Here is a 23,037-nt window from a genome sequence, read left to right as displayed (position 1 = left end):
TTTGAATACATTGAAAATAATTTAAACCTATTCCATGAAACGATTTACTTGGCTCGTCACTCTTGCCATCGTTCTTAGTTATTCCTCAGGTTTCGGACAGATTTGGATGTCCCGAGCTGCGAGCCAACAAATGTTGCAGGAACAAGCATTACCAGCCGTTTCAAGTGGAAATTCGGGGATTCAAATTAACCCCAAAATACAATTTCAAACAATTGATGGCTTTGGTTACACACTGACAGGTGGCAGTTCCCAACTCATATTGGCATTGGCTCCAGACCAACAGAAATCCTTATTAACAGAACTGTTTGGTACTTCGAAAAATAGCATTGGTATATCCGTTTTACGTATTGCCGTTGGCGCCAGTGATTTAGATGCGAACACATTCTCCTACGACGATATCCCAGCAGGTCAAAAGGACGAAAAGCTTGAGCATTTTTCCCTCAAAGCATCCGAAAAAGATTTGATTCCCATGATGCAGGAGATTAAAAAAATTAACCCAAGCATCAAATTTATGGCGACTCCATGGTCTCCACCCGCATGGATGAAGGACAACCAAGCCACCAAAGGCGGTTCGCTTTTACCTCAATATTATGGTGTATACGCGCAATATTTGGTTAAATACTTGAAATCCATGGAAAAATTGGGTTTGCCTTTTGATTATTTGACACCTCAAAATGAGCCTTTGCATCCAGGTAATAATCCGAGTTTATTGATGTTGGCCTCCCAACAAAATGACTTCATTAAAAATCACTTGGGACCGGCATTCAAGAAGGCAGGATTAACAACTAAAATCCTGGCTTATGATCATAATTGTGACAAACCGGAATATCCGATTGAAATCTTAAATGACCCCATAACACGAAAATATGTGGCGGGGTCTGCATTCCATTTGTACAATGGAGATATTTCGGCATTGGGCGTTGTTCGAAAGGCACATCCCGACAAAGAAGTATATTTCACAGAACAATGGACGGGAGCAAAGGGTGAGTTTGCTGGTGATTTCAATTGGCACATCAAAAACGTCATCATCGGATCTTTGGTAAACGATGCCAAAACAGCATTAGAATGGAATTTGGCGAATGACCCACAATGGGGGCCACATACGCCGGGAGGTTGCACGGAATGCAAAGGAGCCATTACGATTCAAGCGGCTGGTGCACTTATACGTAACCAAGCCTATTACATTGTAGCACAAGCCTCCAAGTTTATTCCGACGGGATCGATTCGGATTGCTTTAACTAATCTACCCAAAGGAATGATAGGCGTTGCTGTTCTTCGTCCCGACAAACAAATCGCTGTGCTTTTACAAAACGAAACGCAGGAACCCATTAAAACCGCTATTTCATTACTGGGTAAACAATGGGAACTTGAGATTCCGAAGGAAGGAGTGTTGAGCATACTTTTGAATAAAGAGTGAAGAGTTAAGAGTTAAGAGTGAAGAGTGAAGAGTGAAGAGTGAAGAGTTAAGAGTGAAGAGGTGAGAGGTAAGAGGTGAGAGTGAAGAGTTAAGAGTTAAGAGTTAAGAGTGAAGAGTGAAGAGTGAAGAGTGAAGAGGTGAGATAAAAAAGACGTTGGACATTAGATTATAGAAACGTGATAATTCGCGTTTTTCCATCAGGCAAAAGCTTGAGGTTAAAATATAAAACGATTAATCAGGGGATTCCTTTGGCTAAAGTCTATTTCTTAGTTAATAAAACATTTAACCCCAGGTTTTAACCTGGGGATTCCCTAGGCTAAAGCATAGGGTTAATAATAAAACCTAACATCTATGAAAACATTCAACATCAACCGCCGGCATTTCTTGAAAGGAGCGTCAGCAAGTTTGGCATTATCATCATTTGGGGCCTATGGACTTGACTTAGTTAATCCAGCGAAACCCTTACGCGTCGGATTAATCGGTGCGGGATGGTATGGAAAAAGTGATTTATTCCGACTCATGCAAGTGGCACCCGTCGACGTGGTAGCCCTTTGTGATCCGGATCGGAACATGCTGATAGAAGCGGGTAAGTTGGTTGCTGCCCGACAAATATCCCGAAAAACACCTCGATTGTATGGGGATTACCAAAAACTTTTGGCAGAAAACGCTTTGGATATCGTTCTAATTGGTAGTCCAGATCATTGGCATCCTTTGCAAATGATCGATGCGGTGAAAGCAGGAGCTCATGTTTATGTACAAAAACCCATTTCTGTCGATGTATTAGAAGGAGAAGCGATGGTTGCGGCCGCTCGAAAATATGGAAAAACGGTGCAGGTGGGTACCCAACGAAAATCAACGCCACACATCATTGATGCCAAAAACAAAATCGTTGATTCGGGTTTATTAGGTAAAATCGCTCACGTGGAAATGTATTGTTATTACCACATGCGCAACAATGGAAATCCACCCGTTCAAGCCGTCCCTGAATTCTTTGATTATGAAACCTGGACAGGTCCTGCACCTTTGCGTCCTTATGACGGATTACCCCATACGCGTTGGTGGAGAACATTTAATGAATACGGAAATGGCATCATGGGCGATATGTGTGTGCATATGTTCGATACAGCTCGTTGGTTACTTGGTTTAGGTTGGCCTAAACGCATTTCTTCAGAAGGAGGCATCTACGTACAAAAGGAAGGGAAATCGAATATCGCTGATACCCAAACGGCCGTATTTGAATATGATGGCTTGAATTGTGTATGGCAACATCGTACATGGGGAACTCCACCAGATCCTGAATATCCATGGGGATTGACGATTTATGGCGAAAAAGGTACCTTACGCTTAAGTACCATGCAATATGATTTTACGCCTGTTGACCCGAAAGGCCAAAAAATCCATGGTTCCTGTCTGTTTGAAAGAGAAAAATACCCAGAAGATTTAACGGAAGATCGCATCGAATTGAATGCTGCTCCGGCAACCCGTTTGCATATGTTGGATTTCTTAGCGGCGATCGATAAAGGAACGAAACCAGTTGCCGACATTCAGGAAGGACATATTTCGACAGCATCTTGTATTTTAGCCAATGTTTCAATGAAATTAGGCCGACCGCTTTCGTATGATCCCAATACAAAAACAGTTTTAAATGATCCCGAGGCAACTGCCTTATTAGCAAGAACATACCGCCAACCCTGGTCAAGAAACGGATTAAACGCATGAAAAAACTAATTATCGCTTGTTTATTAACCCCATGCTTTGCATTTGCGCAAAATGGGCTTCAGTTACTGGAGAACCTAAAACGCATTGAATCTACAGGAACTGTATTGCATGTCGCAGCACATCCGGATGATGAAAGCACGCATATGTTGGCCTGGTTCGCCCAAGAACAACATTGGGAAACCAATTACTTTGCCTTCACACGGGGGGATGGGGGACAAAACCTCATCGGCGATGAACAAGGAATTCCCCTAGGACTTATTCGTACCCAGGAATTATTGGCTGCACGTAGAATTGATGGTGCAAATCAATACTTTTCTCAGGCGTTCGATTTTGGATTTTCAAAGTCGACCGACGAGGCTTTAAGCTTTTGGAACAAAGAATTGGTCCTATCAAATTTGGTTTATGTCATTCGGAAATTACGTCCTGATATCATATTTACCCGTTTTCCACCGGATGCACGCGCTGGACATGGCCATCATTCAGCTTCCGCTGCCTTAGCGATTGAGGCATATCAAGCTGCGGCAGATCCCAAGCGCTTCCCTGAGCAGCTAAAAGGGGATATCAAACCCTGGAAAGCGACGCGTTTATTGTGGAATACCTTTCGCTTTGCTGGGACATCAACCGTTTCGGAAGATCAATTCAAAGTACACATTGGGAATTTCTTGCCAAGCATCGGGCAGAGTACAGCTGAATTAGCGGCATTGAGTAGGAGCCAACATAAATCACAGGGTTTTGGCTTTGCAGTGGATCATGGTAAATCGACGGAATATTTCCAGACTTTGGCAGGAATCGCTCCGAAAAAATCCATTGATGAAGGGGTGTCAAATCATTGGCAAAACAGTCGAGCAGGTGCCGAAATAGAACGCATGATTTCTTTGGTCATCCGAAATTACCAAGCTGAAAAGCCCTATTTAAGTATCCCAGACATGATTCAGGTTCGTCGGGCAATCAACAAATTAGACGACACCTATTTGCAATCGAAGAAAATCAAGCAAATTGATGCATGGATTACGCAAGCTGCTGGGATTCATTTTGCAGGTAATACGAATCGAGGAACCGTAGCTCAAGGCGATCCATTGAACATTAAAACAGAATTCATCGTACGCAGTCCGATTCACGTAGGTTCACTGCGTATTTCTGTTGGCGAGAAAGACACCATATTCAAAAATCAAGTCATTCCCTACGAACGCATGAATTGGACCTCAAATCAGATTGTTCGTCAAACGATTACCCAGCCATATTGGTTGGCAAATACCAAAGAAACCGGCCATTTCGTCGTGAAAGATCAGACAAAAATCGGTCAAGCGGCACCCGATCCAGCTATTTTGGTACATGCGCAATTTACGATAGAAGGTGAACAAATTCAGGTAAGCAGACCCGTGCAAGAACTTGTCGTTGATCCGGTGAAGGGGGAATATTTCCAACCGATTACTGTTACCCCTCGAAGCACCTTCCAGATCAATCATCCGAATATTTTATTGCCCAAGGGCTCCGGAGCTACCAAATCCGTAGACGTGAGCATTAAAGCGATGGGGAAAATTGGTGCTGGAATCGTTAAACTCTTGAATCAGGCTGATCAAACGTTGGCAACGCTCGAAATTCCCAACGGGATAGATGCGGGAGCATCGAAAACAATGGTATTCAACGTGCGTGAAAAAGACCAAAATTTTGAAGGAAAAGAGCCTTGGCATTTGCGTTTGGCTTATGAAACTACCCAAGGAAACTGGGTAGATTCCTTGCAAATGGAAAGCATCAATTACAGTCATATTCCTGTTCAACGTTATTTTTCACCTGTTTCAGTCAATCTGCTACATATTGACTTCAAGAAAACGGGTAAACGCATTGGATACATAAAAGGAGCGGGGGATAAGGTACCTGAGAGTTTGGAACAAATGGGTTATCAGGTAGATTTCTTACAGGAGGCTGATTTGAAAGCGAGTCATTTGGCACAATATGATGTGGTACTATCGGGCGTTCGTGCGCACAATACCTTGGACTATTTAGGACAAGCGCATTCGGAATTGATGAAATACGTTGAGCAAGGCGGCAATTATGTGGTTCAATACAATACGGCAAGTTTTGTGGGACCCATAAAAGTAGCTGTGGGGCCTTATCCGTTAACGATTTCGCGTAATCGGATTACCAAAGAAGAAGCTGCACCAAAATTCTTACTAGATCATGCCTTATTTCATTCTCCGAATGAAATAACAGAACGTGATTTTGATGACTGGATTCAAGAGCGCAGCATCTATTTAGGAGAGTCATCGGATCCGCACTATCAATTTCCACTAGCATTTACGGATCCCGGTGAAGCGGAACAAAAAGGGAACATTGCGGTATGTCGCTATGGTAAAGGCCAATTCATCTATACGGGATTAGTTTTCTTCCGAGAATTGCCCGCGGGGGTACCGGGAGCGTGGAGGTTGATGGCTAATCTTATCAGTCGCTAGTCACTAGTCGCTAGTCGCTAGTCGCTAGTCGCTAGTCTTTAGAGGCGCGAGACTTCGCTTTTATTCCCAGGGCTGAGGCCTGGGGTTATAAATATTTCAAAACCCCAGACTTTAGTCTGGGGATAAACAAAAAAGATATGTTACATCACAGTGTATTTTTAAAATTCAAGTCGGAAACTTCTCATGAAGAGCAGGCATATTTCATCGCAGAATCTAGAAAACTAGCTCAAATTCCAGGCGTTATGAATCTACAGGTATTGGAGGAATTCAATGCGACCAATCCTTATACGCATGGCTTAGGTATGGATTTTGAAGATCAGGCTGCTTATGATGTATACTCGAATCATCCTATTCATAATCGCTTCGTTCAGGAGGTTTGGTTGCCACGGGTGGAAAAATGGCAGGAGATAGACTATAGAGAGTTAAGAGTGAAGAGTTAAGAGTGAAGAGTTAAGAGTTAAGAGTGAAGAGTTAAGAGTTAAGAGTTAAGAATTAAGAGTGAAGAGTGAAGAGTGAAGAGTGAAGAGTGAAGAGTGAAGAGTGAAGAGTTAAGAGTGAAGAGTTAAGAGTGAGGAGTTAAGAGTTAAGAGTTAAGAGTTAAGAGTTAAGAGTGAGGAGTTAAGAGTGAGGATTTAAGAGAGAGGAGTTAAGAGTTAAGAGTGAGGAGTGATAAGGTTAGAATAAAAACAATTTAAACTAAGACTAGCGACTAGTGACTAGCGACTAAATAGTTAAGAAGTGGCATTAATACTAATTTAAACAAAGACTAGCGACTAGTGACTAGCGACTTATTTCCATGATTCAAATTTTTCAAAAATCCCTTCCATACGCGGATAAAACAGCCATTATTTCGGAAGGACAAGCATATTCATTCGCGAAATTACATCAAGCTTCGGCCAATTTTGCTCAACTACTCTTGGATGAATCGGCCGATTTAGCTGAAGGGCGAGTAGCCTTTATGGTCAATCCAGGATTCGATTATGTACGTGTTCAGTGGGGTATTTGGCAAGCGGGCGGCATTGTGGTTCCACTCTGTTTAAGTTATCCATTGCCATCTTTGCGCTATACAATTGAGAATTCTGGTGCATCTGTTATTGTTGTCTCGCCAGAATTTGAAGGGATGCTTTCGGATTTGGCAAACGAGTTGAATTGTCGGTTCATCGTTTTGGGCAAAAACGAAACAGCGAAGCATTCGAAAAAGCTACCCGAAGTGAACGATGCACGCGGAGCCATGATTTTGTATACAAGCGGCACAACAAATTTGCCCAAAGGCGTTGTTAGTACGCATGCCAATTTGAATGCACAAATTTCTTCCCTCATCGAAGCCTGGAAGTGGACATCAAACGACGCTACGGTTTGTGTGTTACCCTTACATCATGTTCACGGAGTTGTTAATGTCGTTTCCTGCGCATTGTGGGCAGGAGCAAGCTGTACATTTATGCCTAATTTCAGCGAAAAAGAAATTTTTGGCCTAATCGAAAATCAAAAGATTAACGTCTTCATGGCAGTGCCAACAATCTATTTCAAGTTGATTACCTATTGGGAGGGACTAGCGAAAGATCAACAGCAAGAGCTTACGAATGCTTTGGCAAAACTCCGCTTGATGATTTCGGGATCTGCCGCATTGCCCGTTTCAGTCATGGAACGCTGGAAGACCATATCTACCCATTTACTTCTGGAGCGTTATGGCATGACCGAAATTGGGATGGCTTTGAGTAATCCCTACGATGGTCCGCGGGTTGCAGGACACGTAGGCTATCCATTGCCGGGTGTATCAGCACGATTATCCGAAGAAGGTGAAATACAAATCAAGGGTAAAACGGTCTTTAAGGAATATTGGAATAAACCCGAATCAACGGCAGAATCATTCACGGAAGATGGATGGTTTAAGACAGGTGATATTGCGGCGATTGACGAAATAGGCGGCTATCGTATTCTGGGACGTAATTCGGTTGATATCATTAAATCTGGAGGTTACAAAATTTCCGCTTTGGAAATCGAAGAAGTATTACGCCAATACCCTGGAATCGCAGATTGTTCAGTGGTAGGTTTACCTAATGACGAATGGGGTGAACTCGTTGCGGCAGCCATTGTAATCAAAGCTGAAGTGGATCAAAAAGCCTTAAATGCATGGATGCGCGAGCAAATGCCGGCATACAAAACACCACGAAAATATACGGTATTACCTGAATTACCCCGTAATGCGATGGGGAAAGTCACCAAAAAAGATGTTGTTAATTTAATTCAATAATATGTTATTACGCGGAGTAGCCTTGTTGGCCGGCTGTTACATCATTGGCCAAATCATCGGAGAAAGTCTTGGACATTACCTCGGAATCAATAACAATGTGGGAGGTGTGGGATTTGCCATGCTATTATTAATTATTTCACAAAACGAATTGGAAAAACGCGACCTTTTTCATGTCGAAATGGGTGAGGGGGTCATGTTTTGGAGCAAAATGTACATACCAGTGATTGTCGCGATGTCATCCATTCAAAACGTGCGTGTAGCTTTCAATAATGGCATATTGGCATTATTAGCGGGTATTCTACCCGTTGCAATCTGTTTACTATTCATGCCCATTTTATCCAAATCAACAAACGACTAACATGGAATACATTATCGAATTATTGGATAAGAATGGGTTGATCATGGCGTTTTTGGTTACTGGAATCCTCGTGTATTTCTCAGAATGGATATCGCTGCGCGTGACCAATAAAAAACTACCCGGTTCCGCCATTGCCATCTTTTTGGGATTGGTCATTGCCTACATAGGAGGTGTTATAACGGATGGGAAAAACGGTATTGCTGATATTCCGGGCTTAAGCGGTTTCAAAGTCATGGGCGGACCGATGTTTCGCGACTTCGCGATTGTTTCCACGGCGATGGGCGCGAGCTTTGCCGTCATTAAGAAGACAGGTTCGGTAGGTATATTATCCTTGTTTCTGGGCGTTATCTTCTCATTTGTTGCAGGCGTAGGTATCGCATATGCGATGGGAATTCACGATGCAGCAAGTTTGGCTACGATCGGAGCAGGTGCTTGTACCTTTGTTGTGGGCCCTGTAACTGGAACAGCTGTGGGTGCGAGTTCGGAAATAATCGCCATTAGCATTGCAGCTGGAGTCGTTAAATCCATCTTAGTGACCATCGGTACACCGTTCATCGCGCCTTACATTGGTTTGAATAATCCCAAATCTGCCATGATTTTTGGGGGTTTGATGGGAACCACGAGTGGAACGGCGGCGGGATTAGCCGCAACTGACCCTAAATTAGTGCCTTATGGTGCCATGACTGCTACATTTTACACGGGATTGGGGTGTTTGATGTGTCCTTCGGTGTTGTATTTTGCGCTGAAAGCAATATTGTAGACATTAGACGTTGGAGGTAAGAACTAAGAGTGAAGAGGTAAGAGTGAAGAGTGAAGAGTGAAGAGTGAAGAGGTAAGAACTAAGAGTGAAGAGGTAAGAGGTAAGAGGTAAGAGGTAAGAGGTAAGAGGTAAGAGGTAAGTTACTGTAAAGACGCGGATACTTCGCGTCTAAATCCCCAGGTTAAAACCTGGGGTTATAACCCTAGGCCTCAGCTTAGGGACTACCGTGCTAACGCCCGCAAACCACCCCCAATCACCATCACTGCCGCGTAGAACGTAAATGCCAAGGTAAATAAACCGTCAGCAGGCGTTTGACCAAACACATGGTAAGGAGCCCATAGTAGCACAAGCGTACTGACGAACAACAAACCAATCAAGGCTATTTTAATCCAATTGTTCCGACGTGTTTTTTTCAATTCAAAGGCCAATAAAATTCCTTCACTCACATAACTGAAAAGGAAAATAATCAATAGGCTGTAGGCAAGGGTTTTGATGCTGTTCATATTCATATCTGTTTGTTTTTCTTGAACCAAAATTAGATTCATTGTCCGCCAAAATTTGGCGACTTACAAAGAATTTACGATATTGGTCAAAAAAAGATGCATCCTTCCGAACGCCTCCGCGAAATCAATGGCCTCCTCCTGCAAAAATCCTTTCAGGTGAATCATATTAGCGTTTCCGCTTATTTGAACGAGCATTTTGATGTCATAAACTATGCGGAAAGGTCATTCAGCAGAGATCTCAAGGACCTCAAAGAACTGTTACAAATCCGTTATCCCGCTTTACACGACACCGAAGGCGAACTAATAAAATTTTCGCGTGCCCAAAATCGATTTTACCTCATCCGAGATGATATTTCGGTATTTCCGAGTATATCCGATAAAGAATTAAGCCAAATCGCCTCCACAATCGAACAGAATAAACACTTATTTAGCGGTGGAGCAGGCGAGGGGCTTGTCAATAAACTTCGAGCCATTGCCATGGAAAACAGCATGGCTCGCCACCATGACATGCTTACCTGGTCGGCGATAGAACTCGTAAAGGACGGAGAACGATCAGGGGCCAACTTCATGTCAATCATTTTGGAAAACATCTATGCCAAAAAGGTCATCGCATTTACACACCGAGGATTAGCTTCCCATTCCAAACAAAAGCAAGCCCTGGGCTTGCCCGTCTTACTCAAAGAATATAACAACGGCTGGTATACGGGTTGGTATGTGCTATTCCAACCCATGGAACCTGGTGAGACGCAACTTAAACCGGATATCAATAAACTCCAATTGTTCGCACTCGACCGAATTGTTCAAATCACACCCGTGCAAGAACAACCGCGCGTGCGGATACATCCGGAATTCAAGCCGGCCGACTATTTTAAAAATTGCCTAGGCTTATTTCGGAGCAAAAGTCTACAAGCGCAAAGCATTCATTGTCAAATAGATAAGGATAATTGGATGTTGAACTACATCGAGAAATACCCAATTCACGCAAGCCAAGAAATTATCTCAGAAAATGAGTCGAGCGTACGAATCCAACTGAAATTGGAAATCGACCAAGAAGTGGAAAATTTCTTTATTCGTTTCGCGCAGGAAATCAGAGTATTGGAACCAGAAATTTTAGTGGAACAAATTAAATCAGGATTGGAAAAGGGGATAGGGAACTACAAAAATACCTCGGCAGGTAATTGAAAAAAATCTCTTAATTTTTGAGCCATCTTTAACGTTATCTCACGCTTACCTGAAAGAACGGCTGATACATGCCCTTTAGAACCTATCAAAGGAACTAGATCCTTGGCTTTGATTCCCATTTCTTCCATTTTAACGATGATCGTTTGTATCGGATCAGGCTTAGTCAATGGATGATTACGATCATCATAATCCTTAATCAATACAATCAACAACTCGAGCTCATCGAGCAAAGGTCCCTCTTCCTCCGTATGAAAAATCTTCATCATGCGTAAAGCAGCTTTTTGATAGTCTTCTGATGTTTTTAATACTTTCCATTTCATAGTATGCTTAATTTATTATTCTTGTGTCAAATGGAATTAATTCTGCATTAATTAAATCATACAATTTGTGAGTCCCAAACCAAATGATGTAACAAACGCCTTGTTTAAAATTTAATGAAACGATTAAACGATATGCATTCCCTTTAATATTGAACACAACACGATGATTACCTATTATACTCGCTGACCGATAAACTAGTTTCAACTCATTAAAATTAGTGAAATCAGTTAACTCAAATTCATCGAACCAAACTGAAAGTGCATTTGATGCTTCAGGATAGACATTTGAATAATACGTAATCGTTCTGCTCAACAGTATCTTCATATCAAAACTACAATAAAGTTTGCAAAATGCAAACAAATATTAATCTTGAATCAAGATAATTGGTACTAACAATAAATGATTAGCTAATACTGATAATCGAAATATTTATCAATTTATTGAACCCGAATCCCCTCATCGAACCTGATCGAATGCGCCTTGGAATAATCAATTCCATTACTCGAATCGAGGATATATTTCAAGCCCTGCCACACGTGGTTTTGATATACTGGATCCTGGTAATTCGATTTATCATGCCCGAGCGTTGTCACCCAGACATGGCCCCCTTGAAAATTTTGCGTCCAAACCGCTGGAAAATAGCCCTTAAACGAACCGCTATGTTGGTTGACCAAGTCCTGTTGTTTTCCATCCAAACTGCTCAAATCATGCATCATCAACACCTGAATGCCCGGATATAACTCCTTCCCAAAATAACATTCATCTTCCTTTTCCCATTTCAATGGTACATTCTTCATAGATGGATGAGATGATGCAATGTTTAATACCCGAAAGGGTTGAAATTTGGCATGCCAGGAGAAGGTTTCCCCAACCATCATTTTAAACCATGGCCAATGACGCTCGGTTCCTGTTACGGAATGCACCCCCACAAACCCGCCTCCGCCTTCGATGTAGCGACGGAATGCCAAACGTTGTGCATCCGTAGCAAACACATCATTATTTGTACTCGTAAAGATTAGCGCTGCGTATTTTACCAAATTCGCCTCCGCAAACACCGCAGGATCATCCGAAACATCAACCTGAATCTGATGCGACTTGCCTAAACCCTGGAAACAAGCCACGGCGGCAGGAATATTATCATGGACATAACCGGGGCCATTTTTGGTATACACCAAGACACGCGGTAAAGGCTTCGTAAAGCCACATAAAAAAACGAATAAACCTATAACGAGTAAACGCATCGGATTAAGGATTAACGCCATATTGGTCAACTAAATAGATAATCGCGGCGATATTAACGGCTCCCAAAAGCAATTCCCGCTTATTCACGTTTTCAAATACATCCGTCTTCGCATGGTGTAAATCAAAATAACGCTGGCTATCCGGTACTAAACCTGCAATAACAGTCGCTGGATTTATGCGCGCCAAAGGGCCAATATCCGTACCACTTCCACCAAAGGTCACCTCACATCCATAAGGTTTTAATAGTGAAGACCATGCTTGAAATTTCTTAAATGCTTCCTTCGATGCCGTCATACCTATCGAACGCGGGGTAAATCCGCCCTCATCACTCTCCAGCGCCATGATGTGATTTTCATTATTCAATTTTGCTTGATTCGCATATTCATTGCCTCCGCGTACACCATTCTCTTCATTAGCAAATAACACGAATCGAATCGTACGCTTGGGCTTATAGTTCAACGCCTTCATGACGCGTAATACTTCCATCGTATGTACGACTCCCGCTCCGTCGTCATGAGCGCCTTCGTTGACATCCCAACTATCTAAATGTCCACCCAAGGTAATGTACTCATTCGGAAATTCAGATCCCTTGATTTCAGCCACGACATTACGATCTTCAAATTCCGGCAAGAAATAGCCATAAGTTTGCATCTGCATTTGAACCTTTCCTTTTTTCGCTAACGCATACAGCATTTTGGCATCATCTGGTCCTACTGCCACAGCTGGAATCTTCGGGTATGCAGGGTCATAAACCATGGAACCCGTATGCGGTGCATTATCTGGCGCCGTACTCAACGAGTGAATCATAATTCCCACAGCACCGTATTTGGCGGCACGAGATGCCCCAGAGCGACGATAAACACCACTTTCGCCATAAGCGCGAAAAGTCTGAATCTTCGTTGGGTCAAATACACTGTGGAAATAGACAATCTTTCCCTTTACTTCATCCTTCCGTTTTTCCAATTCATCAAAGTTGGCAACCGCCAACACCTCCGCCTCAATCATACCATTCGAACCCATCGAATTTCCTAATGCCAAAACTGCCAAAGGTTGAATGCGCGATTCGCCATTCACACCCACAATGGAAGCAAAATCAGTACCTCCACGCTTCCAATTCATCATTTTATGAGATTGAAAAAATACCCGATCCGGACCAAGAGCCTCCATATTTCTTTTACCCCATTCAGCAGCTTGTTGGCCCTGAGGCGATCCCGCCAAACGTCCTCCAATCTTTTTTGTTAATTCATATAACAAGTCATAGGCTTTTCCGTTGGTCATGATCTCGTCCGACATGCGTTTAATGAACAAACTATCTTTTTGTGCAATGGATGAAAAGCCTACCAAAACAGTTAGGCAAAGGGTTGATATAACTCTCATAGAGGTTTCGTGTTTGAATGAATTTTAAATATAGGCATGCTGAATCCATTTTCAAAATTGGGAAATGCCTGATAATTCCTTAATTTTTGGATAAATCGAATCGCATCCATGCATAAAGTACTATTCATTACCTTGTTATTCTTTGGTAGTACGGCCATAGCCCAACAAACTCACGAAAAACAGGCGGTCCAACAAGTCATTAGAAATATGTTCATTGCCATGCAAACGGGCGATACGGCTTTATTCAGATCCTGTTTCGCTCCCAAGGTTATTTTTCAAACCATTGTAACCAAAGAAAACCAAACACAAGTCAAGTCGGAGGATTTTGAAGCATTTCTAAAAAGCCTGACTAAATATCCCAAAGGCGCCCTGGACGAACGCATTAAATTCAAAGGAGTTCATCAAGATGGAACCTTGGCGAGCGTTTGGACTCCTTATCAGTTTTACTACCAAGGCAAGTTTTCCCACGGTGGCGTGAATTCATTCCAATTGGTCAAAATAGGAGATGACTGGAAGATTCAATACTTGATTGATACCCGAAAAAAATAATAAAAAACCTATGAAACACATGATTCTCGCTTGCGGGTTGTTCCTTACTTTTTTTGTAAAAGCTCAGCTTCCGACCATTCATAAAGATCAAATCAACATCGCCCGCGATACCTACGGCGTTCCCCATATTTTCGCTCCTACAGATCCTGAAGTAGCTTATGGCTTAGCCTGGGCACATTCCGAGGATGATTTCAAAACGATTCAAACACTGATTCTAACCGGTAAAGGGAAATTAGGAACCTATTTAGGGAAGAAAGGCGCACCCGTGGATTATGTGTTTGGCCTATTGAATACGCGGAAGGTGGTAGACCAACAAATCAAAGCGATGGATCCGGCTTTTATCCAGTTGGTCCAAGGGTATCTCATGGGCCTAGAAGCTTATGCCAAAGCGCATCCGCAAGAGGTGTTAAATAAACACGTCTTTCCAATCCAATTAGAAGATTACATCGCGACGACCATGTTCTCGGTGGCTATCTTCTGTGGCGTGGACAAAACCTTACCTAAAATCCTCGATGGTACCATCCCGCATGTAACGGGCTTTACCGGAGAAGGCAGTAATGCCTTTGCGATTAAGAGTACTAAATCCGCAACGGGAGAACCGATGTTGGTGATTAATGCCCACCAACCAATCGAAGGAGCGACAGCATTCTACGAAGCCCATGTACAGAGCGAGGAAGGTTGGAACATACTCGGCGGTTTGTTCCCGGGTGGACCTTTAATCTTTCATGGCGTTACGCCAAATTTGGCTTGGGCACATACGGTGAATTTTCAGGATAAGATTGATGTGTATCAGCTGCATACCGACAAGGCCCATCCGGGACAATATGAGGTGGATGGATCTTGGTTGAAATTGGAGAAGCGCAAAATCAAGTTGAACATCAAGGGAATTCCATTTACAGTCAGCAAAATGGCTTATAATTCCATCTATGGCCCTACGGTCAAAACGCCGAAAGGGGAGTATTTCTCCCTTCGATTGCCGGCGTTGATGGATGCGGGGGCACTCCAACAATGGTATGCGATGAATCGCTCGACGAATTTCCAGGAGTTCAAGGCGGCTTTGGCACAGAATCATTTGCCGATGTTCAACATCATGTATGCGGATAAGCAGGATAACATCTTTTACATCTCCAATGGCAAGATGCCTTATCGCAATGCGGATCAAAAATACAATTGGTCCTCGACCCTACCAGGCAATACCCGAGCGACGCTATGGGATACCTTTAAGCCTTTGGATGCCTTGCCACAGTATACGAATCCAGCAAGTGGATACTTGTTCAATACAAATCATTCACCCTTCTTAGCGACAACAACGGCAGAAAACTTAAATCCGGCGAAATTTGATAAATACGATGGCTATGAGACCTATCATAACAATCGGAGCCAACGGGCCAAAGACCTCATTGATGGCTATGACAAGATATCTTGGGAGGATTTGAAGCGGATTAAGTTTGACCGCCAATTACCCGTGAAGATCTTGTATCCCTATGGTTTGGATGCAAGTTTACTTTTCAGCTTAAAAGAGTCGGATTATCCTGCTTTAGCGACAATCATTCAAGGCATCAAGCAATGGAATCACGTGACGGATATCGAGAGCGTGGGCGCACTGTATTACAACATCGCCTATTACCAGGCATCTAAACTACGAACAAACGGTTCCAAAGATCCGTTGACTGAGGCAGAAGCTGTGCAATTATGCCAATATGTGCATGATTTCTTACTGAAGCATTACGGCCGATTGGATGTGAAGCTAGGGGAATTCCAACGCTTACAACGCGGAACGGAGGATTGGCCACAAGCGGGAATGCCGGATGTATTGGCCGCGGTGATGTCAGAGCCCTTCGGAGAATCGAAGCGCAAGATGAACAGCGGGGACGCTTACATCGGTTTTGTGAAATTCCCGAAAGATGGCGGCTTACCCTTGATTGAGACGGTTAATACCTTTGGGGCAAGTTCACATCCAGAATCGAAGCATTTCGCGGATCAGCGGGCGATGTACCAGGCACAGAAAACCAAAGTCATGACCTTGGATAAGGCTGAGGTGCTGAAGGCGGCCGAGCGGGTATATCATCCCGGTTAAACTTAAACGTTCAGTAATTTCTTAAGCGTATCATAATGCGACTCGGCGATGAGGTAAACAGAGAATCGTTTATCATCATTCGCTGTTTGTCGGATAATGACATCATCCATGCGATAATGCGCCCAAAAATAGCTGTTGATCCCTTTGATCAACTTCGCGCGGACTTGCCTTTGGGTTTCATACGCGTATGCCCCATAGCCCATCATATCGGTAAAATGCTGTGAACTGAAGGCATGTCCTTGTGGATGTTTCAAACAGGCATGAAGGAATTCGGAGGCACCGGCCGGTAAACCATCCAAGGGTTCAAAGCTACTTTCAGGGGCTTTCCGAAGCTTACTTCTTCGATAGGCATAAATTCCTCCAGCCGTCAGGATTAGCATAGCCGCGACGCCATAGCCAATAAGATCAGTAGGGTAGGGTTTGATGTAAAATGGCCCTTTTCGAGTGCTGAGGGATTTGAGTTTATCGATGGAGATGGAATCGATTTTGATTGCCGGGAAAACGTTATTTTCATTCTTGTCAGGCACATAAATATATAACCAATTATTCCTTTCGCTCAACTCATAATAAAAATTCAGATTGGAAAGAACATAATTCAATTGATAAATTTCATTTTGTACAGGATCAGCGATAACGACAAAAGGTCCTTTCGTAAAAATATATTTACCATTAAGAAAGATAGATTCAAAATTGGTTAATCCCAGCTTCACTAATAAATCAATATTAATATCCCCTTTATAATCCCATTGATTAGACTTAAAAGATTTTTCGAAATATCGATAGGGACGTGAAATATCGCCTTCGTGATATAAGGCGGGAAATTCAATAATGCTCAGCACATCACGTTTGGCATCAAATCCACCAAAATCACTTTTTATAAACCTAGGCCCCAATTCACTGGGAATATTTTTCAATTCCCATTCTTTAGACTTGAAAGAAAAATAGGTTTCAATATTATTGGCATGCCAAAAACCATTTCCTCCTAAACTATACAAGGTATCATTTCGAGCGAATTGAATCGCACCAAAATTAAAGCCACGATAAAAGGTTTTATCTAAACGCTTAAATTGATTTTTGATTTGGTTGAGCTGATAAACTTGACCAGTACCAGGTATCGTTAAAATATAATTTCGATCGATTAAAAAAGAATTGATAACAGCATTTGGTGGCAAATCACTAGTTACAATTCCATCGCATACAATTTTACCTACTTCAACCCAATTTTGAGAAATCCTTTCCTTCCAAATTGTTCCATCATTGACATCTATACGGTAATGAAGAATATCATTGGGTAATTTAAATTGAATCTGACTGAAGGCTTGAAAACTTATAGAAAAAAGAAATAGTAATAGAACCAAATGGCGCATATAAGAAGGAGAATCGTTGAAACTTTAAATTAATTCATTTACGAATGACTTCAATTTGTAAACTTATCAAAAGGCAAATAATTTATGTGTATTGCGCGAATTACCTAATAGGGTCATTTATTCATCGAGCAAAATAATAGGTTTGAAAATTGATCATAAATAATGACACGTAAAGATATAATCAGGTTTGACTCGCAATTGGATTTAACTATACCTAGTGATGAGATATTATCTAAAAAGCGAGGATACTATGTTTACTATAATATCCCGAATAAACTTACACATACGCTCATGATTCATCATCATACCTGTGGACATTGTAAATATGGTACTGGGAAAATCAAAAATGCTTTAAAAGGAAGAAACGGTGCTTGGATTGGCCCTTGCCATTCGAAAGAAGCAATGGTTTTAATAATTCAAGACATATTCGGAACAACTCCTGAGATTTGTACCTGTTGTGTATAATATCAATTTAAACAAAATCAAATATGGAAAACGTAGTAAGTAATTTTGAAAGTCCTGAAATCAGCATCAAGCTAACAGATGAAAAGCTTTACATCAAGACCTTATCATCATCAGAAACTTTCGCACTTAGATCGATAAATGGCATCGGTATTGTTGATTTGATTGATAAATATAATGTGGAGTTGACAGCACAAAAAAATGCTAAAAAACCGACGGGTTTATATATTTTAGGTGGATTCCTATTATTAGCTGGTATTGGAAACATAGCTGTTTCCATCGGACCTGCTTTGATATTTATAATCTTAGGTGGTGCAGTTTTTTATTGGGCATCAACGCAACAAGCTCCAGAACCCACTTTAAAATCTGCTGTTCGAATTATGATCAGCGGAATGAATCGTGACTTTGAATTCGATAAATCGGGACCTTATGTTAATCAAATTGCACAGTTTATTGTCAAGATTGAAGAAACATTAACAGCTTATCAAAAGAACAATAATTAATGGGATTCTGGGACACATTCGTTCGCGTTTGGCATGTAAGAACTTCTGCTAGAATCCAAAGTGGTATTGAAAATTATCTCGATGAACAAAAACGAATGAATGAGCTAAATGGCAATATCTCAAGCATTCTAAATGAGTTAGAAAAAAAGAATGATGCTTGGGAAAATGAATTCGAAAAAATAAAAAAAAATGATGAAAACAAATGAATACAATAAACCTATCATTTCGATGATGGCAATTTTATTATGGGGATTTATATTTTATTCTTCAGTCCCATTTTATTATGAAATGTATAAAAATTGGGATGAGAAAAGTGCATCCAATGAACAACTAACTCCCTGCTCAGGCTTAGGAACAGACGTGTGTATTGATAAAGTAAGATTAAACTTTGAAAATACGGGTAAAACAATCCTTGGCGAAGAATATCTCGGAAACGGTAATTTTGGCATCAGCTTTATAGACCGAAATAAACCTGGTTCTTACTCTGCTAAGGTTTCAACGGATTGTAATTGCGGAATTACAAATATTGCAATCTCAACCTTAAATTAATTTCAATTATGAATGGAGAAGATTTTTATACTTTTTTAAAATCAAGTCTTTCTAATCAGGATATTGTTTCTGAAAAAGGAAATTTGTTTATAAAATGGCTAAATAATGAGGATCTTCAATTTTCGATTCCAAATAATTCACCCAAATCAATCCCCAAACATATAATAATTCTTGCAAGGGAAACTCACAACAAGGGAATTAAAATTACCAACAATTGGCTCATTGCAAATGAATGTAATCGAGGTTGGTGCTTAGCAGATGTTTTGAATTATTTATTGATTCAATCAGAAAAGCCTAGAAATTCCAATAATACTTTAGAAGCCATCAATCCTGCAGATTTTGAACATTCTATTTTGTTGGCCGATAATAGCCAATCAAATATATCTGGTCAAACAAGTGAAAGTTTAACTAGCGGCTTAAACAATATCAGTCTAAATAAAAATAGCCCTCAGTCAAAAAGTAATAATTTTCTTCCTATACTTTTCGTAAGTCTATTTTTTATTTTTGGAATATACAGTTATTTGAAAACAAACTATTCAGAAATATTCAACATTAACTTGCACAAGATATCTGATACGAAATCAAATGAACAAGAACCTCCTTGCACAGGCTTAGGAACAGACGTGTGTATTGATAAAGTAAGATTAAACTTTGAAAATACGGGTAAAACAATCCTTGGCGAAGAATATCTCGGAAACGGTAATTTTGGCATCAGCTTTATAGACCGAAATAAACCTGGTTCTTACTCTGCAAGGGTTTCTACTGATTGTGAATGTGGGATTACAAATGTCCAAGTTTCAAACTTGAGATAATTTTAAAATAATCCTACGATTCTAAATTCAAATGAAAAAGTTAAATGGATAAATCATGATTGGAATGTTAAAAAGAGTATTTGATTTAGAAAAGATTGACATTGAGTGTAAACAATGTAAATCAATGATTGATACAACTTATGTTTTTTGCCCTAAATGCCAACACCCAACCGAAAATTATGGAAAGCCAGTTGATTATAAAAAGAAATTTATTCAACTCCTAATAATCTTTGGAGGACTATTTATTATAGGATCTAGTTTATATTTTATGATGAGTAATCTTGGTTTAAAAAAGATTTCCTTCAATAATACAAGTACAAATGGACTTTATCACGACTCCTTTAACAACTCCATTGAATTACAATCCGATGGTGCAGTTCACTATAATCAATTAAATGGCAATAGTATTAGTTGTCACACAAATGGCACTTGGAGCAAACTAGAGAATAATCAATTATTAATTAGTCTTGAAATCAATTCAAATTGTTCATTCGTAAGTCGATATTCTGGCACTTGGGAAATCAAGGATTGCTTTAAATATGGACAAGAGGAAGCGGGCTGTTTGGTAAAAGGAGATGAGTTCTACTTTTTCAAAAAGTAATTACAGATCGCATTTAAAATTCTTAATGGAAACAAACATGACAGAAGCATACATTTTTATATCAAGCTTAATCATTTTAGGGGGAACTTTTTGGGTAGATTATTTAAGCAACAAAAATTCTACTCAAAAAAGTAATTATGTAACATCGCTAATCTATTCTAAATCATAAGAAATTGTTATAGCACAAGATATTAAACCACTTTAGATGATTCTTCCGAGCTAAAATTTTACGTTCAATACATTTTATCAAGAAATATGATAATCAAGTTTCTAAAAATGAAATTTTTGGACTGGCTAAAGCTTTTAAAACTATTATTTATTATAACAAATTTTAAAAAAATGAAAACTTATTCATCTTATAAAAATGTCCGCAAAATCTCTAAAATATCAGTTTTGTGTTTTGTATTTTGTATTTTTTTTAATTTAAACGCTTCAAGTATTAAGCAAAGTCCTACGAAAATAACGAACACAGTGGAGTTTAAAAAATTCCATAATTTGTCGAAATATATAGACTGTTTTTTAACTATTCAGGGAACAAATGATCCTTGGCTTGTTGGAATTAATGATAATAAAATTTCAAAATTGTATAATAATAATTCTATTAAATGGTCATTTGAAGATCTAAGTTTTGCTTTTTTTTATAACTCAAAATATTACATTTGTTCCCATTCAATTGGAGTTTCTGCAGAAACGATTATTTATGATATAAAGAATCAAAAAATATCTGTTTATACTTTTGAGGTAAAGAATATGAAATCGAACACTATGCTTAATGTTATTAAGACAGGTATAGATGATAATGGAAGGTTTTTCCAAAATGGAACGTTTAATCTATTGGATAAAATTCCAGAATGGGGGGCCAAAAGCTATTAATAGAATTTTACAAAATGCATTTTACATGAAAATCAAATATTTACCTCAAATTAGAAGTAATTAGAAACTTAAATAAAAAAACTTGCTCTTAAAAAGGGAAGGTATTATGTATATATGAAATTAAACTTTCTATTATTTTTAGTAATAGGAATTATATTCCAAGGTTGCTCATTTGAAAAACAATATGAATCTAGTTCCAGGATTGATTCTTCAACGATTATTTCCAAAAGACAAAGGGATTCTGCTTCAATTCTAAATTCACAAGAAGATCAGAGTAATATTATAAAAGATGAAAATGATTGCGTAGGGGCTAGAAATTGTAATACTGAAAATTTAAGAAATAAAATCAAAAATAGACATACAAAATGGGATGTAACAGGTGGGCTTGATTATGATGATTATTTAGGAAATGGAAAATGGAAATTTGGTGTAACTCTATATAATTTAGCCCACGACAATATTGATGACGAATTTAACATAATTGTATCTACGGACTGTGATTGTAATATTACTTCAATTGAAAGGACAAAAATGTAGTTATTTTTAAATTACTATATCTACGAAAATTGGCAAGCAAAAGATCGTGAAAGCCCCAAAATTCACAAATGGAATTGTGGTCTTAGTCATGTGGGTTTCGGAAAAAGAGACACTATCGCATAAACTGTGTAAGTAGAAAATAGGGGATTCGGATTTGGGTTTTAATTCGCCCCCTTTTTCTTAACAAAAAATCCCCACAAATTATCGTGGGGATTTTCTTATAAATGATGATCTGTTCCTATTTAAACCCAATCTCACCCAAGCCTTTGTGTGAAATAACAATCGCCTCCAAAGGCGTTTCGTTCACACAAGCATCTTGCTCTACGTAATAGTATTTCATACCTGCTAATTTAGCATTAGCTAATACACGTTTGAAATCGATATGTCCTTTGCCTACTGGCGCGAAACGACCTTGATCATCCATATCTTTCACATGCCATAATTTGAAACGGCCTGGATAGCGCTTGAAATAATCAACCGGATCAGCACCGGCTTTCGTTACCCAATAAATATCCATTTGGAAGTTGACAAATTTAGGATTGCAGTTTTCCAATAAATAATCAATCGTCACAATTCCATCCGCATCTTTCACAAATTCGAAATCATGGTTGTGGTACAATAACTCCAAACCAGCCTCGTTACACTTCTCACCCAATTTGTTCAAGATATCAGCCAAATTCTTTGCTCCACCTTTCATGGCCATTTTCTTGTTAACCGAATCAAAGTAAAACAAGCCCATTGGCGGAACTGGAATCACAAAGTACTTAAATCCTGCTGCTTTTAAATCTGCAATTTGTTGGTCGATATTGTCCAAGGTAGCCGATCCCTGGTGCGCCGAAATCGGTTTCAAATGCATATCATCCAATAAAGCCTTGAAATCAGCAGGAGCGAGGTTGTAAAACTTTCCGTTGTTATATCCAGCAGATTCGATATTCACATAACCTGCATCTGACACAGCCTTTAACGTTGCACGCGCATCTTTGCTCATGTCCGTACGAACGGTATAAAGGGCTAACCCTCCAAAAGGTTTGTCTGCAAATTTAAAAGATACCAGCGCAATCGATACGACCGCACAAAGACCTAGCACGAAGCCGAGCAATTTGTTCATTTTCATCGTTAATAAGTTT

At 40.0% G+C, this 23,037-nt stretch carries 25 protein-coding genes; 18 read left to right on the top strand and 7 right to left on the bottom strand.

From position 1 onward, the window contains the following. The first annotated feature begins 34 nt into the window (after positions 1–34). The 7 genes from PQG45_RS03230 to madM all read left to right on the top strand — a co-directional run bounded on the left by PQG45_RS03230 (position 35) and on the right by madM (position 8,955). Complete coding sequence (locus tag PQG45_RS03230; protein ID WP_315576336.1) at positions 35–1,417, top strand: glycoside hydrolase family 30 protein; 1,383 nt, start codon at positions 35–37, stop codon at positions 1,415–1,417. Positions 1,418–1,768: 351 nt separating this feature from the next. Continuing rightward, positions 1,769–3,136, top strand: coding sequence for a Gfo/Idh/MocA family protein (locus tag PQG45_RS03225; protein ID WP_316070278.1), 1,368 nt, complete (start codon positions 1,769–1,771; stop codon positions 3,134–3,136). Beyond that, entirely contained in the window at positions 3,133–5,586 is a 2,454-nt protein-coding gene (locus PQG45_RS03220; RefSeq protein WP_316070277.1) for a PIG-L family deacetylase, read from the top strand. Before PQG45_RS03225 ends, PQG45_RS03220 begins: the two co-directional genes overlap by 4 nt. A 137-nt stretch (positions 5,587–5,723) precedes the next feature. Next, complete coding sequence (locus PQG45_RS03215) at positions 5,724–6,026, top strand: Dabb family protein (protein ID WP_315576342.1); 303 nt, start codon at positions 5,724–5,726, stop codon at positions 6,024–6,026. 356 nt (positions 6,027–6,382) lie between these two features. Beyond that, positions 6,383–7,837: an acyl-CoA synthetase gene (locus tag PQG45_RS03210; protein ID WP_315576344.1), complete on the top strand. Its 1,455-nt coding sequence runs from the start codon at positions 6,383–6,385 to the stop codon at positions 7,835–7,837. Between the two features lies 1 nt (position 7,838). Then, positions 7,839–8,195 (top strand): malonate transporter subunit MadL, encoded by a 357-nt coding sequence (madL, locus tag PQG45_RS03205; protein ID WP_315576346.1) that lies wholly within the window; start codon positions 7,839–7,841, stop codon positions 8,193–8,195. Position 8,196: 1 nt separating this feature from the next. Further along, entirely contained in the window at positions 8,197–8,955 is a 759-nt protein-coding gene (madM, locus tag PQG45_RS03200; protein WP_315576347.1) for a malonate transporter subunit MadM, read from the top strand. Positions 8,956–9,176: 221 nt separating this feature from the next. Here the strand turns inward: madM and PQG45_RS03195 are convergent, their stop codons facing one another. Continuing rightward, positions 9,177–9,500 carry a hypothetical protein gene (locus PQG45_RS03195; protein ID WP_315576349.1) on the bottom strand — a complete coding sequence of 108 codons (324 nt, stop codon included), beginning with the start codon at positions 9,498–9,500 and terminating at the stop codon, positions 9,177–9,179. 54 nt (positions 9,501–9,554) lie between these two features. Between PQG45_RS03195 and PQG45_RS03190 the strand changes: the two genes are divergently transcribed. Further along, positions 9,555–10,640, top strand: a complete 1,086-nt coding sequence (locus PQG45_RS03190; protein WP_315576351.1) for a helix-turn-helix transcriptional regulator — start codon at positions 9,555–9,557, stop codon at positions 10,638–10,640. Here PQG45_RS03190 and PQG45_RS03185 read toward each other — a convergent pair. From PQG45_RS03185 to PQG45_RS03170, 4 genes are all read right to left on the bottom strand, one after another. Beyond that, complete coding sequence (locus PQG45_RS03185) at positions 10,613–10,960, bottom strand: helix-turn-helix domain-containing protein (protein ID WP_315576353.1); 348 nt, start codon at positions 10,958–10,960, stop codon at positions 10,613–10,615. The genes PQG45_RS03190 and PQG45_RS03185 overlap by 28 nt on opposite strands. 7 nt (positions 10,961–10,967) lie before the next feature. Next, on the bottom strand, positions 10,968–11,285 hold the full coding sequence (locus PQG45_RS03180; RefSeq protein ID WP_315576355.1) for a type II toxin-antitoxin system HigB family toxin: 318 nt from the start codon (positions 11,283–11,285) through the stop codon (positions 10,968–10,970). Positions 11,286–11,398: 113 nt separating this feature from the next. Beyond that, complete coding sequence (locus PQG45_RS03175) at positions 11,399–12,223, bottom strand: ThuA domain-containing protein (RefSeq protein ID WP_315576357.1); 825 nt, start codon at positions 12,221–12,223, stop codon at positions 11,399–11,401. After that, positions 12,207–13,580: a M20/M25/M40 family metallo-hydrolase gene (locus PQG45_RS03170; protein ID WP_315576359.1), complete on the bottom strand. Its 1,374-nt coding sequence runs from the start codon at positions 13,578–13,580 to the stop codon at positions 12,207–12,209. The genes PQG45_RS03175 and PQG45_RS03170 overlap by 17 nt, the downstream gene beginning before the upstream one ends. Positions 13,581–13,688: 108 nt before the next feature. Between PQG45_RS03170 and PQG45_RS03165 the strand changes: the two genes are divergently transcribed. Beyond that, the gene (locus PQG45_RS03165; protein WP_315576361.1) at positions 13,689–14,129 is read left to right on the top strand and encodes a nuclear transport factor 2 family protein; all 441 of its coding nucleotides are present in this window, start codon (positions 13,689–13,691) and stop codon (positions 14,127–14,129) included. 10 nt (positions 14,130–14,139) lie between these two features. Further along, a complete protein-coding gene (locus PQG45_RS03160; RefSeq protein ID WP_315576363.1) occupies positions 14,140–16,206 on the top strand; it encodes a penicillin acylase family protein in 2,067 nt (688 codons plus the stop codon). A 2-nt stretch (positions 16,207–16,208) separates the two neighbouring features. On the opposite strand, the gene PQG45_RS03155 is transcribed toward PQG45_RS03160, so the two are convergent. Then, positions 16,209–17,573 (bottom strand): hypothetical protein, encoded by a 1,365-nt coding sequence (locus PQG45_RS03155; RefSeq protein ID WP_316070276.1) that lies wholly within the window; start codon positions 17,571–17,573, stop codon positions 16,209–16,211. Positions 17,574–17,735: 162 nt separating this feature from the next. Here PQG45_RS03155 and PQG45_RS03150 point away from each other — a divergent pair, with 162 nt between their 5' ends. The 8 genes from PQG45_RS03150 (at position 17,736) to PQG45_RS03115 (ending at position 21,910) form a co-directional block, all read left to right on the top strand. Next, positions 17,736–18,038 (top strand): hypothetical protein, encoded by a 303-nt coding sequence (locus PQG45_RS03150; protein ID WP_316070275.1) that lies wholly within the window; start codon positions 17,736–17,738, stop codon positions 18,036–18,038. Between the two features lie 23 nt (positions 18,039–18,061). Then, the gene (locus PQG45_RS03145; protein WP_316070274.1) at positions 18,062–18,538 is read left to right on the top strand and encodes a hypothetical protein; all 477 of its coding nucleotides are present in this window, start codon (positions 18,062–18,064) and stop codon (positions 18,536–18,538) included. Beyond that, complete coding sequence (locus PQG45_RS03140; RefSeq protein ID WP_316070273.1) at positions 18,538–18,744, top strand: hypothetical protein; 207 nt, start codon at positions 18,538–18,540, stop codon at positions 18,742–18,744. The genes PQG45_RS03145 and PQG45_RS03140 overlap by 1 nt, the downstream gene beginning before the upstream one ends. Continuing rightward, complete coding sequence (locus PQG45_RS03135; protein WP_316070272.1) at positions 18,728–19,087, top strand: hypothetical protein; 360 nt, start codon at positions 18,728–18,730, stop codon at positions 19,085–19,087. Before PQG45_RS03140 ends, PQG45_RS03135 begins: the two co-directional genes overlap by 17 nt. Before the next feature lie 8 nt (positions 19,088–19,095). Then, on the top strand, positions 19,096–19,899 hold the full coding sequence (locus PQG45_RS03130; protein ID WP_316070271.1) for a hypothetical protein: 804 nt from the start codon (positions 19,096–19,098) through the stop codon (positions 19,897–19,899). Between the two features lie 55 nt (positions 19,900–19,954). Continuing rightward, on the top strand, positions 19,955–20,500 hold the full coding sequence (locus PQG45_RS03125; RefSeq protein WP_316070270.1) for a hypothetical protein: 546 nt from the start codon (positions 19,955–19,957) through the stop codon (positions 20,498–20,500). Positions 20,501–20,839: 339 nt separating this feature from the next. Further along, positions 20,840–21,373, top strand: coding sequence for a hypothetical protein (locus PQG45_RS03120; RefSeq protein ID WP_316070269.1), 534 nt, complete (start codon positions 20,840–20,842; stop codon positions 21,371–21,373). Positions 21,374–21,487: 114 nt separating this feature from the next. Further along, positions 21,488–21,910, top strand: coding sequence for a hypothetical protein (locus PQG45_RS03115; RefSeq protein WP_316070268.1), 423 nt, complete (start codon positions 21,488–21,490; stop codon positions 21,908–21,910). A gap of 238 nt (positions 21,911–22,148) precedes the next feature. Here the strand turns inward: PQG45_RS03115 and PQG45_RS03110 are convergent, their stop codons facing one another. Then, positions 22,149–23,024 carry a sugar phosphate isomerase/epimerase family protein gene (locus tag PQG45_RS03110; RefSeq protein WP_316070267.1) on the bottom strand — a complete coding sequence of 292 codons (876 nt, stop codon included), beginning with the start codon at positions 23,022–23,024 and terminating at the stop codon, positions 22,149–22,151. Between the last annotated feature and the right edge of the window lie 13 nt (positions 23,025–23,037).

Source organism: Aquirufa regiilacus, assembly GCF_032470275.1.
GTDB classification, from domain to species: Bacteria; Bacteroidota; Bacteroidia; order Cytophagales; family Spirosomataceae; genus Aquirufa; species Aquirufa regiilacus.
The sequence above is the reverse complement of the archived record's forward strand: the minus strand, read 5'-3'. Positions and strand labels throughout refer to the sequence as shown.